This window comes from Dryocola baronae, assembly GCF_051297175.1.
Taxonomy (GTDB): domain Bacteria; phylum Pseudomonadota; class Gammaproteobacteria; order Enterobacterales; family Enterobacteriaceae; genus Dryocola.
This window is the reverse complement of sequence record NZ_JBINNY010000001.1, coordinates 2,848,158-2,863,408: the sequence shown is the minus strand read 5'-3', so window position 1 is coordinate 2,863,408 and position 15,251 is coordinate 2,848,158. Positions and strand designations below refer to the sequence as shown.

The window sequence follows — 15,251 nt, the reverse complement described above, 5'->3', positions numbered from 1 at the left end:
AGTCCCGAGCCAATGGCCAACAAATCCCCCTGGGTTACGCCGCTAAAAAAACTGCCTGCAAGCCTGCGCCCGATCGTTTCCATGCAGGAAAAACATTTTGGCGCGGTGCTCAACCCCACGCGCTGGTGGGGCCGCCTGCCGTGGCTGTTCTGGCTGGTGGCGCTGTTTATCGGCTTCCTGGAACGTCGGGGAGCAAAAATTGATGCGGTGACCCGTTCGCTGGTGATGACGCGCGTTTCCCAGCGGTGCTGCTGCGAATTTTGCATTGACGCCAACAGCCTGCGGCTGGCCGAGCGCAGCGGGTCGATGGAGAAAGTGCTGGCGGTAGCGAACTGGGAAGAAGAGACGCTGTTTAGCGAACGTGAGCGCACGGCGCTGGCCTATGCCGACGCGATGACGGCTACGCCACCCTGCGTCAGCGACGAGCTGAAGGCCGCGTTAAAAACGCATTACGATGAAAAAGCGCTAACCGAGCTGACGGCGCTCGTCGCCTTCCAGAATCTCTCCGCCCGCTTTAACGCCGCCCTCGATATTCCTGCCCAGGGCCTGTGCGTTCCCGCAGCCGGGAAGCGTCCGCATGTTTGACAGCTACCTGCATCCGCGCGTCAAACCGGCGCTTAACCGCATGGTCGCGGTACTCGACAGGCCGTCCGTTTCCGCCGACGGCCTGACGATGTTTGGCTTTGCCATCGGCGTGCTGGCGCTGCCGTTTCTGGCGCTCCAGTGGTATGGCGCGGCGCTGGCGGCAATCGTGCTGAACCGCCTGTTTGACGGCCTGGACGGCGCGCTGGCGAGGCGCAGAGGCCTGAGCGACGCGGGCGGCTTTTTGGATATCGCGCTCGACTTTCTGTTTTACGCCCTGGTGCCGTTCGGGTTTATCCTCGCCGATCCGCTGCAAAACGGGCTGGCGGGCGCCTGGCTGCTGTTCGCCTTTATCGGCACCGGCAGCAGCTTCCTGGCGTTTGCCGCCGTGGCGCAAAAGCACGAGCTGGATAACCCAGGCTACGCGCACAAATCGTTTTATTATCTCGGTGGGCTAACGGAAGGGACGGAAACCATCGCGCTGTTTGCGTTGAGCTGCCTGTTCCCCGGCGCGTTTGTCTGGCTGGCGTGGGTTTTCGGCGCGCTGTGCTGGATGACGACGTTGACGAGGGTGTGGAGCGGGTATCAGACGTTAAAGCGGTTGTCGTAACGCAGCGGCGGGTGGCGCTTCGCTTACCCGCCCTACGGGCTCGGTTTTGCAGGTCGGATAAACGCAGCGCTATCCGACGCCACCGGGATCACCTTCGATTCGTAGGTCGGATAAGCGAAGCGCTATCCGACACTATCCTCACTATTCCGGCTTACGATCGCCCGACTCAACGGGATTCTTCGGATCCGCACTCCACTCGTACCAGCCGCCGTCATACACGCCGACGTTCTTCCAGCCCATGGCTCTCGCGTACATAAACGTTTCCGAAGCGCGCCAGCCGGTGCCGCAGTAAAACGCTACCTGCTGATCCGGCGTGATGTTCCAGCTTTTCCACATCGCCGTAATGTCTGCCTCGCTGCGCATGGTGCCGTCCGGATTGTGGAAATCCTCCATGTGCGTGGAGTCAGACCCGGCGTGGCCCCAGCGGGCACCGGCGATTTCGCCTTTTGGCTTGATATAGCTATAGCCGCTGGTGGTGCCGATAAACTCCGGCCACGAGCGAATGCTTACCAGCGAGGCGTCGTTACGGTGTAACAACCTGCGGGCCTGCTCCATATCCAGCATCAGCTGCGGCTGACCGGGGATCGGCGCGCCGAAGTCGGCTGCGGGCTGCACCTTCGCAGGCAGGCCGCGCTCAACCGGCAGGCCCGAATCGCTCCAGGTTTGCCAGCCGCCGTCCAGCAGGCGCACGTCTTTTACCCCCGCGTACAGCATAATCTGCGCCACGCGCGCCGCCGCGTAAACGTCGCGGCCGTACAGCACGACGGTGGTATCGTGGCGAATCCCGTGCTTCGCAAGCATCGTCTTGAGCTGCTCGTCAGAAACTTTATTCCACAGCGGTTCGCTTTCCACCTCGTTGGTGTCGATATAGCCCGCGCCCGGAATATGGCTCAGCAGGTATTTCTTCGGCGCGCCCCAGCCCGCCTCAATTACCTTCCATTCCCCGGCAGGCGCGGCGGTTACCGGCTTCTTGTGCTGAAGATCGTGAATCCACTGCGGATAAACGAGCTGTTCGAAATGCGCCATTCTTTGCAGGCGCGACGGATCCTGCATCCCGTCGGCAAGCAGCCCGACGTGGCTAAAGCCAAGCTTATCCAGACGATCTTTAACCGCCTGCGCGTCTTCGCTTTTACCGTAGAGCGCAATCAGGCTCGCATCGGTCAGGCCGTGCTGCTTCGCCCACTCGTTGATTTGCTCATCGCTCATCAGCTTAAGCCAACTGGCGGACAGGTTGAGCGCGGCAGGTTCGTGGCCGCCCGCGGCGTTAAGCGCCTGCGGCCAGCCGTTGTAGAACGCGCTCGGGCGCGTATCGATAAGCGTCCCTTTTTGCGTTTGTACCGAGGCAAAGTTCATGGGCGTTGGCTGAGTTCCGGCGGTAGCGGCACACGACAGCCCGGCAAGCAGCAGGGCGGTGGTTAGCTGAGAAACACGTTTCATCTAATAACCTGAAGAGAGAAAAAAGAGGCGCAATTGTGCGGGATGCGCGCGCCGCTTTCTTTGCGATACCTCATAGAGTGATGACTTTGCCGCCCGCGGGCACGTCCTGCTCATCGTGGGTAACCAGCACGACGGGCAGCTTCTGCTCCGCCACCACATCCCAGACGAACTGGCGAAACTGGGCGCGAAGGCGCCTGTCCAGCCGGGAAAAAGGCTCATCCAGCAGCAGCGCCTCAGGCTCGGCGAGCAGCGCCCGCAGAACGCTAACCCGCGCGCGCTCGCCACCGGAAAGCGTAGCGGGATCGCGTTCGCCGTAGCCCGCAAGCCCGGCGTTTTCTAACGCTTGCGCCACCCGCTTGCGGCGATGCTCGCGGTCTTTTTCCCGGCCAGGTACGGCCATCGCCAGATTTTGCCCGACGTTAAGATGGGGAAAGAGCAGCGCGTCCTGAAACAAAATGCCGATGCGGCGGCGTTCGGTAGGCAGCCCGTCGCGGCGCAGGTTGCCCAGCACCAGCTCGCCGTGGGCGCGGAACGCGGGCGGCAAAGCCCCGATCATCCAGCTCAAGAACGTCGATTTTCCCACGCCCGACGGTCCCATCAGCGTGAGGATTTCGCCGGGCATCACGTCAAAGCTGATGTGTTGCAGGAGCGGGGTTGCGCCAAGGGAAAGGGAACAGTCGCGGACGCTGAGCATTAGCGTAATCCTTGTCGATAATGGCAGATCAGGCGGCTAAGCCTGCCCGCGAGGATAAACATCGCGGCGGGCAGCAGCGTTTGCAGAAGGGCCTGAACCGCCTGCTGCTGCGGGTCGCCGCCGCTGCTGAGCGCTACCGCCTCGGTGGTAACGGTGGTAAAACGGCCCGCGCCAGCGTACAGCGTCGGCAGGTACTGCGCCACGCTTACGGAGAAGCCCACGGCAAGCGCGCCGAGCAGCGGGCGCACCAAAAGCGGCACCTTGATACGCCACAAAATCTTCCAGCCGGTCCATCCGAAGGTCGCGGCGACGGTGGCGTGACGCGGGTCAAGCTTAAGCCACGCGGGCTTGAGCACCAGCAGCGTGTAGGGAACGACCCACAGCAGGTGGCTCCAGATAACGGCCTGCCAGGTGCCTTCCTGCATGATAGTCAGTAAGACCTGATACTGCCCGGCGGCGAGCGGTAAAGCGGGCAGCACCAGCGGCAGCAAAACAAAAAAGTCGCAGCGGCGCGGGCCGCCTTCAAGCCACAGCAAAACGCACATCACCGCGATAAAACCGCTCGCCAGCGCCAGCAAAAGGGCGGTTATCAGCGGCTCGTAGCTGGCAGAAAGCCAGCCAAACAGCGTGAGTTCGTCCGGCAGCAGCGCCGGGTAAAACCAGCCCAGCGCAAGGGACCAAATCGCCAGCATCAGCAGTGAGGCAAGCCCGATGAGCGACATTCCCGCCCCTGCGCAGGACGACAAACGTTGGATATCCGCCCCGTGACGCGCCCCTGAAAACCGCGTCAGATAGCCACGGGCGGCCAGCCACAGCGTTTTTCCACCGACGGCAAAAGTGGCCAGCAGGGCTAGCAGCAGCAGGGACGCGGCCATGCCCATCGCCTGCTGCTGCGGGTCGCCGTCGTTAATCCATTGCCAGGCCAGCACGGCAAGCGTCGGCGGATTGGAAGGCCCGAGGATCGTCGCCACGTCCACCACCGACAGGCTGTAGGCGGCAACCGCCACCAGCGTCCAGCCTATGCGCGGCAAAAGCTGCGGAACCAGCACCAGCAGGCGGGCGTGCAGCGCGCCGTAGCCCAGCGTCCGGGCCACCGTAAGCTCCCGCTCAAGCCGCTGGCGGTCAAGCTGGGTGGTGGCAAACCACAGCAGGAACCAGGCCTCTTTCAGCGCCAGCGTAACGCCCAGCCCGACGCCGAAGTTATCCGCAGAAAGCGAGAGTGAAAGCAGCCGCGCCAGCCAGCCGTTGTCGGTAAACAGGTACAGCAGGCCGCTTGCGAAGGCGACGTGGGGGAAGGCGAGCAGGAGCGGAAGCTGGCGGACGTAGCGCTGCCAGCGCGCGCCGGGCCACAGGCCGCAGAGAATAACCAGCGCCAGGCCGAGGGAAAGACAGACGCTCACTGCGGTAGAAACTAAAGTGGCCGCTGCGGCCAGGGGAAACTGCGCGTCGCGCAAGACGGCCAGCCAGACTTCACCCCCGGACAGGGGGGCTGCCATCAGGCCGAGGCCGGGGATGAGCGGGAGAAACACCAGGCTCATAAAAAGCCAGGCCAGCCCCTGCGCGAGCGAAACCCTGCGGCTCATCGCGAACCGTAGCGCTCAAGCCAGGCTTTTTCGATAGCCGCAACCCACGCCGCATTCGGCTCGGCAAGGAACGGCACCGGCTCAAGGCTTGCGGGAACATGTTTTGCCAGCCGTTCGCCAAGCGGGGCGGGCAGAAGTTTACCGTCGAGAATCGTCGGGTCGCCCCACACTTCTGCATCGGCCTTGCGGATCTGCGCCTGCGGGGACATCAGGAAATTCGCCACCACCTGGGCTGCAGCATTCGCTTTGGCGTTCGCCGGGATCGCCACGAAGTGCACGTTGCCGAGCATGCCCTGGCTAAAGCCGAACGCACGGGCGGTCGCCGGAAGCTGTCGGCGGGCAATCAGGTTGTCGACGTGGGCCGGGTTAAAGGTTATCGACAGCAGAAGTTCGCTGTCCGCCAGCATGCGGTCCATGCGCGCGGGCGTGGGCGGGAAGGATTTCCCCTCGCGCCACAGGTAAGGATGCAGCCGGTCGAGGTAGCGCCAGAGCGGGGCGGCGACGTTTTCGAAGGTCGCCGGGTTGGGCGGCTCGCGCAGCGCCTGCGGCTGGTCGGTCAGCACGATCAGCATCTGCTCTAAGAAAGCGGTACCGGTGAAATCGGGCGGGCGCGGATAGCTCACCCTGCCCGGGTTCGCTTTAGCAAACGCCAGCAGCGCGTCGGCATCGCGCGGGAAGGCGGAGGTGCGCTGCCTGTCGCCGATAAACATCAGCTGCGCGCTGCCCCACGGGGCTTCCGCTCCGTCTACCGGCTCGGAAAAATCCTCGCGCACGGGTTTGCGCTGGTCGACGTAGCGCCAGTTCGGCAGCGTTTCTGCCCATCCCTCAGCGAGCAGGCCCGCGCGCTTGAGCGTATGGAAGTTTTCGCCGTTCACCCACAGCAGGTCGACCGAACCGTTGTCTTTGCGCCCGGCGGCGGCCTCGCTCTGGATGCGCTTCACCGCATCGGCGGCGTCGGACAGGCGAACCATTTTCAGCGTCACGCCGTAGTGCTCTTTTAGCTCGCCGCCCGCCCACTCGACGTAGGCGTTGACCGCCGGATCGCCACCCCAGGCGTTGAAGTATACCGTCTGTCCCCTGGCCTGTTCGCGCAGCGCATCCCACGCGGGCTGCTGCGCCGTGGCGGCAAAGCTAAAGGTGAGAAGGGAAAGCAGCAGAGAGCATAAACGCAAAATCGAGTCCTTATTTTTGTTGCGCGAGGCGAACCACCCAGCGCGAAACCAGCGGCAGCAGGCCGAGCAGCGCGAACGTCAGCACCATGCCCGGCGTGAGGATATCCGCCAGCGACCGCAGCTGGCTAAGTTCCCGTCCGGCGTTGAGATACACGACGATGGCGGGGAGCATGGCGACCAGGCTGACGGCAAAATAGCGGCCGACGGAAATCGGCGTCAGGCCCATCAGCAGGTTGACCAGGAAGAAAGGGAAAACCGGCGCGAGGCGCAGGGCGAACAGGTAGCGCGCGCCGTCCCGTTCCACGCCACGGTTCACCGTGTCCATCATGCGGGCAAACCTTCTTTGCACCCAGTCGCGCAGCAGGTAGCGGCTGATAAGCATAGCCAACGTCGCGCCGCAGGTTGCCGCCAGCGCCACCAGCACGGTGCCCTGCAGCAGGCCGAACAAAGCGCCGCCCAGCAGCGTTAACAGCGTAGCACCGGGAATGGAAAGCGTGGTGACGATGACGTAGCAGAGGAAAAAGGCCGCCGCCGCGAGCAGCGGGTGGCCGGCTTGCCAGGCAGAAAGCTGAACCTGGTAATGTTGCACTGCCGCCAGGCTAATCGCACCCGGCGGCAAAAGGAGCAGAACCAGCGCCACTACGGCTATCAGCGCGGCAAAAAGCAGCTTGCGCACGCGCGCCTCAGAGCTTGAACTGCGCCCAGACCGGAGCGTGGTCAGACGGCTTTTCCATGCTGCGGATGTCGTAATCAATGCCGGTGGCGATGCAGCGTTCCGCAAGCGGTTTGCTTGCCAGCAGCAGGTCGATGCGCAGGCCGCGGTTATCATCAAAGCCCTTCGAGCGGTAGTCAAACCACGAGAATTTGTCCTGCGTTTCCGGGTTGGCGTGGCGGAAGGTGTCCACCAGGCCCCAGTTCATCAGGCGTTCCATCCACTCGCGCTCTTCCGGGAGGAAGGAGCATTTGCCGGTGCGCAGCCAGCGCTTGCGGCTGTCTTCACCGATGCCGATATCCAGATCCGTCGGGCTGATGTTCACGTCGCCCATGATCAGCACCGGGTTGTCTTTGTTCAGCTCGTTCTCCAGGTAATCCTGCAGATCCCGGTAGAACTTCGCTTTTGCCGGGAATTTTGTCGGATGGTCGCGGCTTTCGCCCTGCGGGAAGTAGCCGTTAATCACGGTCAGGTTGCCCAGCGGGGAAGGGATTTCCGCCATGATGATGCGGCGCTGGGCCTCTTCATCGTCGTTCGGGAAGCCGCGGCGCACCGCGATCGGCGTTTCTTTGGTCAGCAGGGCAACGCCATAGTGGCCCTTCTGGCCGTGATAAAAGACGTTGTACCCCAGCTTCGCGACATCCTCGAGCGGGAACATGTCGTCGTGCACTTTCGTTTCCTGCAGGCCGATAACGTCCGGCTGGTGCTGTTCGATAATGGCTTCAAGCTGGTGCGGACGGGCGCGCAGGCCGTTGATATTAAAAGAGACAAATTTCATGAGTCGCTGCCGTGGTGACAAATCAGGGTGGCAGGATGTTAGCAGAAAACGTCAATAAATGCTGCGGCCGTGTTGCCAGAGGCCGGTTTTACACTTCGCTTATCCGCTCTATGAATCGGTCTTAGGTTAGATAAGCGCCAGCGTCATCTAACGGCCGGGCAGCTTATTAGAGCAATATCCGCACCAATATGGCGCGCGCAGCCCCGTTTTGGGGCGTAATCGGCAGGCAAATCTCGCGTACGATCACAAATCCAGCATTATATTTTACCGGTGCATAATATTTCTTGTTTTCATGCCGCAAACCCGCCCCGCTCGTAAAACTATGCACTTATTATTCACATTATCTGCATATAAACCGTATCTAAGCCGTTGATTTTCCGTTAGCTACCTCTCGTTATGCACTTTTGCCTCTGGCTGGCACGAAGGCTGCAATCTACATTTACAGCGCAAACACTCAATTATTTAACATTTAAATTACTTTTTATTTACCGGAAGAGGTCGCTATGCAGCAGTCAATTACACGCCAGAACTTCGACGAATGGATGATGCCCGTTTACGCCCCTGCGGCTTTTATTCCGGTACGCGGCGAAGGTTCCACCCTGTGGGATCAGCAGGGCAAGGACTACATCGATTTTGCGGGCGGGATTGCGGTTAACGCCTTGGGGCATGCGAACCCGGACCTGCGCCAGGCGCTGGAGGCCCAGGCGGCTAAGTTCTGGCACACCGGCAACGGCTACACCAACGAGCCGATTTTGCGCCTGGCAAAACAGCTTATCGACGCGACCTTTGCCGATAAGGTTTTCTTCTGTAACTCCGGCGCGGAGGCGAACGAGGCGGCGCTCAAGCTCGCTCGTAAATACGCCCACGACAACTTCGGCCCGCAGAAAAGCGGCATCGTGGCGTTCAAAAACGCTTTCCACGGCCGCACGCTGTTCACCGTATCCGCCGGCGGGCAGCCTGCCTATTCCCAGGACTTTGCGCCGCTGCCGCCGCAAATCAGCCACGCGGTGTATAACGATCTTCAGTCTGCAAGCGAGTTAATTAATGAAAACACCTGCGCGGTGATCGTCGAGCCGATGCAGGGCGAGGGCGGCGTGGTGCCCGCGGACCCAACGTTCCTGCAGGGGCTGCGCGAGCTGTGCGACCGCCATAACGCGGTGCTGATTTTCGACGAAGTGCAGACCGGCGTGGGCCGCACCGGCTCGCTGTATGCCTACATGCACTACGGCATCGTGCCGGACGTGCTCTCCACCGCGAAAGCGCTGGGCGGCGGCTTCCCAATTGGCGCGATGCTGACCACCGATAAGTTCTCCAAAGTGATGGTGGTGGGCACCCATGGCACAACCTACGGCGGCAACCCGCTGGCCGGGGCCGTCGCCGGGCGCGTGATGGAGATTATCAACACGCCTGAAGTGCTCGACGGCGTGAAGCAGCGCCATGAATGGTTTGTTGAACGTCTGAATAAAATTAACCAGAAGCATCAGCTGTTTAGCGAAGTGCGTGGCCTGGGCCTGCTGCTCGGCTGCGTGCTGCAACAGGAATACGCCGGGAAGGCTAAACTTATTCTACAGGCCGCAGCGCAGGAAGGACTGATGATCCTGATTGCCGGTGCCAACGTGGTGCGCTTCGCGCCCGCGCTTATCGTAAGCGAGGCGGAAGTGCAAAAGGGACTTGACCGCTTTGAACGCGCCTGTGAACGCTTTCTTGCGGGAGAAAAATCATGATGACGATCCGGCCAATCGAGCGCGGCGACCTGCCCGGGCTGCTGGCGCTTGCGGGTAAAACGGGGGGCGGGCTGACGTCGCTGCCCGCCGATGAAAAGACGCTGGCGGAACGCATCGACAGGTCGATTAAAACCTGGCAAGGCGGGCTGCCGAAGGGCGACCAGGGCTACGTTTTCGTGCTCGAAGAGTCCAGCAGCGGCAGGGTTGTTGGCATCTGCGCCATTGAAGTTGCCGTGGGCCTTAACGATCCCTGGTACAACTACAAGTTCGGTACCCTGGTCCACGCCTCGAAAGAGCTGAACATCTACAACGCCCTGCCGACGCTGTTCCTGAGCAACGACCATACGGGCAGCAGCGAACTGTGCTCGCTGTTCCTTGACCCCGACTGGCGCAAAGAGGGCAACGGCTACCTGCTGGCGAAATCGCGCTTTCTGTTTATGGCGGCGTTTCGTGAACGCTTTAACGAGAAGGTCGTGGCGGAGATGCGCGGCGTTAGCGACGAGCACGGCCATTCGCCGTTCTGGGAAAGCCTCGGCAACCGCTTCTTCTCGATGGAGTTCAGCCGCGCCGACTACCTGTGCGGCACCGGGCAAAAGGCGTTTATCGCCGAGCTGATGCCCAAACACCCCATTTATACCGACTTTTTGTCGCCGGAAGCCCAGGCGGTTATCGGCCAGGTTCATCCGCAAACTGCCCCAGCCCGCGCGGTGCTTGAGGCGGAAGGATTCCGCTACCGCAACTACGTCGATATTTTCGACGGCGGCCCGACGCTGGAATGCGATATCGACCGCGTGCGCGCCATTCGCAAAAGCCGCATGGTGGAGGTAGCTATCGGTCAGCCCGCGACCGACGAGCTGCCGATGTGCCTGGTGGCGAATGAAAAATACGATAATTTCCGCGCGACGCTGGTTAAGGCCAACCCGAAAGGCGACCGGCTGGTGATTGATGCCGCTACGGCGGATGCCCTGAAATGCAGCGCGGGCGACAGGGTGCGCCTGGTGCGCCTGTGCCCCGAGGAGAAAAAAGTATGACCCAGTGGATTAACGGAACATGGACCGCAGGCCGCGGCGAAGCGATGCAAAAGCACAACCCGGTGAACGGCGATCTGCTTTGGGAAGGCCAGGCCGCGGACGGCGAGCAGGTTGCGTCTGCCTGTGGCGCTGCACGTGCGGCATTCCCGGCGTGGGCCAAAAAAAGCTTTGCCGAACGCCAGGCCATCGTTGAGCAGTTCGCTCGCCTGCTGGAAGAAAACAAAGATGCGCTGACCGCCACCATCGCCCAGGAAACCGGCAAGCCGCGCTGGGAGGCGGCGACCGAGGCCACCGCGATGATTAACAAAATCGCCATTTCCATTAAGGCATACCACACGCGTACCGGCGAAACGCACACCGTCATGCCGGACGGCGCGGCAACGTTGCGCCATCGTCCCCACGGCGTGCTGGCGGTTTTTGGGCCTTATAACCTGCCGGGCCACCTGCCGAACGGCCATATCGTTCCCGGCCTGCTGGCGGGCAACACGATTATTCTCAAGCCGAGCGAGCTGACGCCGCGCATCGGCGAACAGGTGATGAAGCTGTGGGAAGAGGCTGGCGTGCCGCCCGGCGTGCTGAACCTGGTGCAGGGCGGGCGGGAAACCGGCCAGGCGCTGGCGCAGCAGAGCAGTCTTGACGGCCTGCTGTTTACCGGCAGCGCCAACACCGGCTACCAGCTGCACCGCCAGTTTGCCGGGCAGCCGGAGAAAATTCTCGCGCTGGAAATGGGCGGCAATAACCCGTTAATCGTTGAGGATCCGCTGGATCTGGACGGTGCCGTGCATCTGGCGATTCAGTCCGCGTTTATCACCGCCGGGCAGCGCTGCACCTGCGCCCGCCGCCTGCTGGTGAAGACGGGCGAGCAGGGCGACGCGTTTATCAGGCGTCTGGTGGAAGTGGCGTCGCGCATTAAGCCCGGCGCGTGGGACGCCGAGCCGCAGCCGTTTATCGGCGGGCTGATTTCCGCGCAGGCCGCAGAGCGCGTGCTGACCGCGTGGCAGGAACATCTGGCGCGCGGCGGTAAAGCGTTGCTTGAGCCGAAGCTTGTTGAAGCGGGCACTTCTCTGCTCACGCCGGGGATTGTCGAGCTGACCGACGTGGCGAACGTGCCGGATGAAGAAGTCTTCGGCCCGCTGCTGGCGGTGTACCGCTACGACAGCTTTGACGATGCTATCCGCATGGCGAACGACACGCGATTCGGGCTGGCGAGCGGGCTGATTTCCCCGAGCCGCGAGCAGTTCGAACAGCTGCTGCTTGAGGCGCGCGCCGGTATCGTTAACTGGAACAAACCTCTGACCGGGGCGGCGAGCACCGCACCCTTTGGCGGCGTGGGCGCCTCCGGCAACCACCGCGCCAGCGCCTGGTACGCGGCGGACTACTGCGCCTGGCCGATGGCGACGCTGGAAAGCTCGAGATTTTCGCTGCCGGAAACGCTCAGCCCGGGGCTTGATTTCAGCCGTGAGGAGCAGCCATGAAAGCCCGCGAGGTCAATTTTGACGGCCTGGTGGGGTTGACCCACCACTACGCCGGGCTGTCGTTCGGCAACGAAGCGTCCACCAGGCATCAGTATCGGGTTTCCAACCCGAAGCTTGCGGCTAAACAGGGCCTGCTGAAGATGAAAGCGCTGGCCGATGCCGGATTTGTGCAGGGCGTGATCCCGCCGCAGGAGCGCCCGAACGTGCCCGTGCTGCGCCAGCTTGGCTTTACCGGCAGCGACGCGCAGGTCGTTGAGCGTGCCGCGAAGCAGGCTCCGCAGCTGCTTTCTGCCGCAAGCTCTGCGTCCTCTATGTGGGTGGCGAACGCGGCAACCGTTTCCCCTTCGGCGGACAGCCTGGACGGCAAGGTGCACCTGACGGTCGCCAACCTGAACAACAAATTCCACCGCGCAAGCGAAGCGCCGACCACCGAAAGCTTGCTGCACGCCATCTTTCACAACGAGCAGTATTTCAGCGTGCACGGCGCGCTGCCGCAGGTGGCCATGTTTGGCGACGAAGGGGCAGCGAACCACAACCGCCTCGGCGGGACGTACGGCGATCCCTGCGTGCAGCTTTTCGTCTACGGGCGCGAGGAGGCGAAGGCGGGGCTGATCCCGGCGCGCTACCCGGCCCGCCAGACGCTTGAGGCAAGCCGGGCCGTGGCTCGTCTTAACCAGGTTAACCCCGAGCAGGTGGTTTACGCCCAGCAGAACCCGGCGGTTATCGACCAGGGCGTGTTCCACAACGACGTGATTGCGGTCTCCAACCGCCAGGTGTTGTTCTGCCACGAGCAGGCTTTTTTGCATCAGCGCGAGCTTTATCAAACCCTACGTGAGAAAGTAGCGGGCTTTTCGGCCGTTGAGGTCCCGGCAAACCGGGTTTCCGTGGCGGACGCCGTTGCTACCTATCTGTTTAACAGCCAGCTGCTGAGCCGCGACGACGGCAGCATGATGCTGATCCTGCCGGAAGAGGCCCGCCAGCATGCGGGCGTGTGGCGCTATCTCAACGAGCTGCTGGAGGCGGATAATCCCATTAGCGAACTGAAGGTGTTCGACCTGCGCGAAAGCATGGCGAACGGCGGCGGCCCGGCGTGTCTGCGCCTGCGCGTCGTCCTGACCGAGGCCGAGCAGCAGGCGGTCAATCCGGCCGTCATGATGAACGACGCGCTGTTTGAAACGCTGAATAGCTGGGTGGACCGCTGGTATCGCGACCGCCTGACGCAGGCCGACCTGGCGGACCCGCAGCTGCTGCGCGAAGGAAGAGACGCGCTCGACGAGCTGACGCGTATACTAGACTTAGGGTCAGTTTATCCGTTTCAGCTTTAATGCACGGATAGCGGCGGACGGCGCATCACCTATCCGCCCTGCAGGTTTTTAGTTCGTAGCTTGGATAAGTAGCTTGGATAAATGGAAGCGCCCTACGAATTCTGTTTGGTTTGTAGGTTGGATAAGCGTAAGCGCCATCCAACATAGCGGCCCAACGATGCATACATAAAGGAGGCACAATGCTGGATTTTCTGGCGCAGACCCTGGCGGGGAAAGCGCCAACGCAAACCGAAGGGAAAAACGCGCATCTGCACTGGCAGCTGTGTGACGAAGGTATTTTAACGATTACGCCAAACCAGCCCGTGGATAAGGCGCTGGTGCTGTCGGCCGGGGTGCACGGCAACGAAACGGCACCGGTCGAAATCCTCGCCGAGCTGGTGGATGAGCTGCTGGCGGGAAACATGCCGCTTCAGTGGCGGCTGCTGGTTATTCTTGGCAACCCGGCGGCGCTGCGCCACAACAAACGTTTTATGCACAGCGACATGAACCGCATGTTCGGCGGGCGCTGGCAGCAGTTTCCGGAAAGCATTGAAACCCAGCGGGCCTGCCGCCTTGAACACGCGCTTGAGCTGTTCTGGTCACAGGGCGAAGAGGCCGTTCTCTGGCATCTTGATATGCACACCGCGATTCGCAGCTCTTACCACCCTCGTTTTGGCGTGCTGCCCGCGCGGGCCGTGCCTTACGATCCGGGTTTTCTCACCTGGATGGGCTGCGCGGGGCTACAGGCGCTGGTCTTTCACCGCGAGCCGGGCGGCACCTTCAGCCACTTTAGCGGCGAGCACTTTACGGCGCTGAGCTGCACGCTCGAGCTGGGCAAGGCGCAGCCGTTCGGCAAAAATGACCTTAGCCAGTTTGAGGTGACGAAGCGGGCGCTTGGGGCGCTGCTTGTCGGCGGGGAGCTGCCTATTGCCGAGGCCGAACCGCTGCATTACGAGGTGGCGCAGCAGATCACTCGTTTGTCGGAAACCTTCGTGCTGCACATGGGCGAGCAGACGCAAAACTTCACCGCCTTTCCGAAAGGCACGCTGCTGGCCGAAGACGGCAGCACGCGCTACGTGGTGCAGGAAGATAAAGAGTTTGTTTTATTCCCCAACCCCAACGTTGCCCTGGGTTTACGGGCGGGTTTGATGCTGCGGGAAATATAATTTAGTCGGCTCTTAACGCAAGAGCCGTTTATTTAATCCCGGCGCGTTATCAATATACGGATAAATCCGAAGCTGCTGCTTTCTTCGACGCCTTAAATCATATACACTCTCTTCATAATTTCTTTAAAATCAACATATTGTTATATTTCGTTGCAATTCTCCCCGCCTTTATTCTTATTTTCTCCATAATTGCTGCAAGATTGTTTTTTACCCTTTCAATGCTTTACCGATGCTACCGACTCCTTGACGATACCTCCCGTAGACTTAATCTCGTCAACACGGCAGAACCTGTCGTAAATAAAATGTCCTTGCCCTAAAGATTTTCGGTTACAGCAAGGCGGCAAGCAGAAGATGCCTGGGAGCTTAGTTTGCTAAGTGACCAGAAGGAAACTGTGAAGCCAACGCCGCTGTAGCAGAAAAGATGACGGGCAAAACGAAAGGAAAAAAACTATGCGTAAATTAACTGCTCTGTTTGTTGCTTCAACTCTGGCCCTGGGCGCGGCTAACCTGGCTCATGCCGCTGATGCGACCACCACCACCGCGGCGAAAACCGACGCGCCGATGATGCACCATAAAGGCCCACGCGGCGGTCATCACGACATGATGTTCAAAAACCTAAACCTCACCGACGCGCAGAAAACGCAGATCCGCGACATCATGAAAGAGCAGCGCGGTAAGATGGATCGTCCATCCGTAGAGGAACGCCGCGCGGCGCACAGCATCATCGCCAGCGACAGCTTCGACAAGGCTAAGGCCGAGGCGCAGGTGAATAAAATGGCCGAGCAGAATAAAGCCCGCATGCTTGCCCACATGGAAACGCAGAACAAGATCTACAACATTCTGACCCCGGAACAGAAAAAGCAGTTTAATGCCAATTTTGAGAAGCGTCTGACAGAACGTCCGGCGCATGACGGTAAAATGCCCGTAGATCAGGAATAACCGATCGATTGACTTAAGACCGCCGGTCCTGTCCACAATAGCGA

The 15,251-nt window shown here is 61.1% G+C and carries 14 protein-coding genes; 8 read left to right on the top strand and 6 right to left on the bottom strand.

The annotated features are described in order from the left end of the window. Window positions 1–12: 12 nt before the first annotated feature. Window positions 13–585, top strand: a complete 573-nt coding sequence (locus ACSPHG_RS13490; RefSeq protein ID WP_435954040.1) for a carboxymuconolactone decarboxylase family protein — start codon at window positions 13–15, stop codon at window positions 583–585. Continuing rightward, entirely contained in the window at window positions 578–1,192 is a 615-nt protein-coding gene (locus ACSPHG_RS13485; protein ID WP_435954039.1) for a CDP-alcohol phosphatidyltransferase family protein, read from the top strand. The genes ACSPHG_RS13490 and ACSPHG_RS13485 overlap by 8 nt, the downstream gene beginning before the upstream one ends. Before the next feature lie 141 nt (window positions 1,193–1,333). Here the strand turns inward: ACSPHG_RS13485 and ACSPHG_RS13480 are convergent, their stop codons facing one another. The 6 genes from ACSPHG_RS13480 to xthA all read right to left on the bottom strand — a co-directional run bounded on the left by ACSPHG_RS13480 (window position 1,334) and on the right by xthA (window position 7,568). Continuing rightward, complete coding sequence (locus ACSPHG_RS13480; protein ID WP_435954038.1) at window positions 1,334–2,629, bottom strand: sulfurtransferase; 1,296 nt, start codon at window positions 2,627–2,629, stop codon at window positions 1,334–1,336. A gap of 70 nt (window positions 2,630–2,699) precedes the next feature. Next, a complete protein-coding gene (locus ACSPHG_RS13475; RefSeq protein ID WP_435954037.1) occupies window positions 2,700–3,323 on the bottom strand; it encodes an ATP-binding cassette domain-containing protein in 624 nt (207 codons plus the stop codon). Beyond that, window positions 3,323–4,906 (bottom strand): ABC transporter permease family protein, encoded by a 1,584-nt coding sequence (locus tag ACSPHG_RS13470; RefSeq protein WP_435954036.1) that lies wholly within the window; start codon window positions 4,904–4,906, stop codon window positions 3,323–3,325. Before ACSPHG_RS13470 ends, ACSPHG_RS13475 begins: the two co-directional genes overlap by 1 nt. Beyond that, window positions 4,903–6,078, bottom strand: coding sequence for an ABC transporter substrate-binding protein (locus ACSPHG_RS13465; protein ID WP_435954035.1), 1,176 nt, complete (start codon window positions 6,076–6,078; stop codon window positions 4,903–4,905). The genes ACSPHG_RS13470 and ACSPHG_RS13465 overlap by 4 nt, the downstream gene beginning before the upstream one ends. A gap of 10 nt (window positions 6,079–6,088) precedes the next feature. Further along, window positions 6,089–6,754, bottom strand: coding sequence for a TVP38/TMEM64 family protein (locus ACSPHG_RS13460; protein WP_435954034.1), 666 nt, complete (start codon window positions 6,752–6,754; stop codon window positions 6,089–6,091). A 7-nt stretch (window positions 6,755–6,761) separates the two neighbouring features. Then, window positions 6,762–7,568, bottom strand: a complete 807-nt coding sequence (gene xthA / locus ACSPHG_RS13455) for an exodeoxyribonuclease III (protein ID WP_435954033.1) — start codon at window positions 7,566–7,568, stop codon at window positions 6,762–6,764. A gap of 503 nt (window positions 7,569–8,071) precedes the next feature. Between xthA and ACSPHG_RS13450 the strand changes: the two genes are divergently transcribed. The 6 genes from ACSPHG_RS13450 to spy all read left to right on the top strand — a co-directional run bounded on the left by ACSPHG_RS13450 (window position 8,072) and on the right by spy (window position 15,207). Further along, window positions 8,072–9,292: an aspartate aminotransferase family protein gene (locus ACSPHG_RS13450; RefSeq protein ID WP_435954032.1), complete on the top strand. Its 1,221-nt coding sequence runs from the start codon at window positions 8,072–8,074 to the stop codon at window positions 9,290–9,292. After that, the gene (gene astA, locus ACSPHG_RS13445) at window positions 9,289–10,323 is read left to right on the top strand and encodes an arginine N-succinyltransferase (protein WP_435954031.1); all 1,035 of its coding nucleotides are present in this window, start codon (window positions 9,289–9,291) and stop codon (window positions 10,321–10,323) included. Before ACSPHG_RS13450 ends, astA begins: the two co-directional genes overlap by 4 nt. Further along, window positions 10,320–11,798, top strand: a complete 1,479-nt coding sequence (gene astD / locus ACSPHG_RS13440; protein ID WP_435954030.1) for a succinylglutamate-semialdehyde dehydrogenase — start codon at window positions 10,320–10,322, stop codon at window positions 11,796–11,798. The genes astA and astD overlap by 4 nt, the downstream gene beginning before the upstream one ends. After that, window positions 11,795–13,123 (top strand): N-succinylarginine dihydrolase, encoded by a 1,329-nt coding sequence (astB, locus tag ACSPHG_RS13435; protein WP_435954029.1) that lies wholly within the window; start codon window positions 11,795–11,797, stop codon window positions 13,121–13,123. The genes astD and astB overlap by 4 nt, the downstream gene beginning before the upstream one ends. A 179-nt stretch (window positions 13,124–13,302) precedes the next feature. Next, on the top strand, window positions 13,303–14,268 hold the full coding sequence (gene astE / locus ACSPHG_RS13430) for a succinylglutamate desuccinylase (RefSeq protein WP_435954028.1): 966 nt from the start codon (window positions 13,303–13,305) through the stop codon (window positions 14,266–14,268). A 450-nt stretch (window positions 14,269–14,718) separates the two neighbouring features. Continuing rightward, a complete protein-coding gene (gene spy, locus ACSPHG_RS13425) occupies window positions 14,719–15,207 on the top strand; it encodes an ATP-independent periplasmic protein-refolding chaperone Spy (protein ID WP_435954027.1) in 489 nt (162 codons plus the stop codon). The last annotated feature ends 44 nt before the right edge of the window (window positions 15,208–15,251 follow it).

Coding starts and splice junctions, on each gene's coding strand:
- ACSPHG_RS13490 (WP_435954040.1), top strand. CDS start 13: ATGGCCAACAAATCCCCCTGGGTTACGCCGCTAAAAAAACTGCCTGCA.
- ACSPHG_RS13485 (WP_435954039.1), top strand. CDS start 578: ATGTTTGACAGCTACCTGCATCCGCGCGTCAAACCGGCGCTTAACCGC.
- ACSPHG_RS13480 (WP_435954038.1), bottom strand. CDS start 2,629: ATGAAACGTGTTTCTCAGCTAACCACCGCCCTGCTGCTTGCCGGGCTG.
- ACSPHG_RS13475 (WP_435954037.1), bottom strand. CDS start 3,323: ATGCTCAGCGTCCGCGACTGTTCCCTTTCCCTTGGCGCAACCCCGCTC.
- ACSPHG_RS13470 (WP_435954036.1), bottom strand. CDS start 4,906: ATGAGCCGCAGGGTTTCGCTCGCGCAGGGGCTGGCCTGGCTTTTTATG.
- xthA (WP_435954033.1), bottom strand. CDS start 7,568: ATGAAATTTGTCTCTTTTAATATCAACGGCCTGCGCGCCCGTCCGCAC.
- ACSPHG_RS13450 (WP_435954032.1), top strand. CDS start 8,072: ATGCAGCAGTCAATTACACGCCAGAACTTCGACGAATGGATGATGCCC.
- astA (WP_435954031.1), top strand. CDS start 9,289: ATGATGACGATCCGGCCAATCGAGCGCGGCGACCTGCCCGGGCTGCTG.
- astD (WP_435954030.1), top strand. CDS start 10,320: ATGACCCAGTGGATTAACGGAACATGGACCGCAGGCCGCGGCGAAGCG.
- astB (WP_435954029.1), top strand. CDS start 11,795: ATGAAAGCCCGCGAGGTCAATTTTGACGGCCTGGTGGGGTTGACCCAC.
- astE (WP_435954028.1), top strand. CDS start 13,303: ATGCTGGATTTTCTGGCGCAGACCCTGGCGGGGAAAGCGCCAACGCAA.
- spy (WP_435954027.1), top strand. CDS start 14,719: ATGCGTAAATTAACTGCTCTGTTTGTTGCTTCAACTCTGGCCCTGGGC.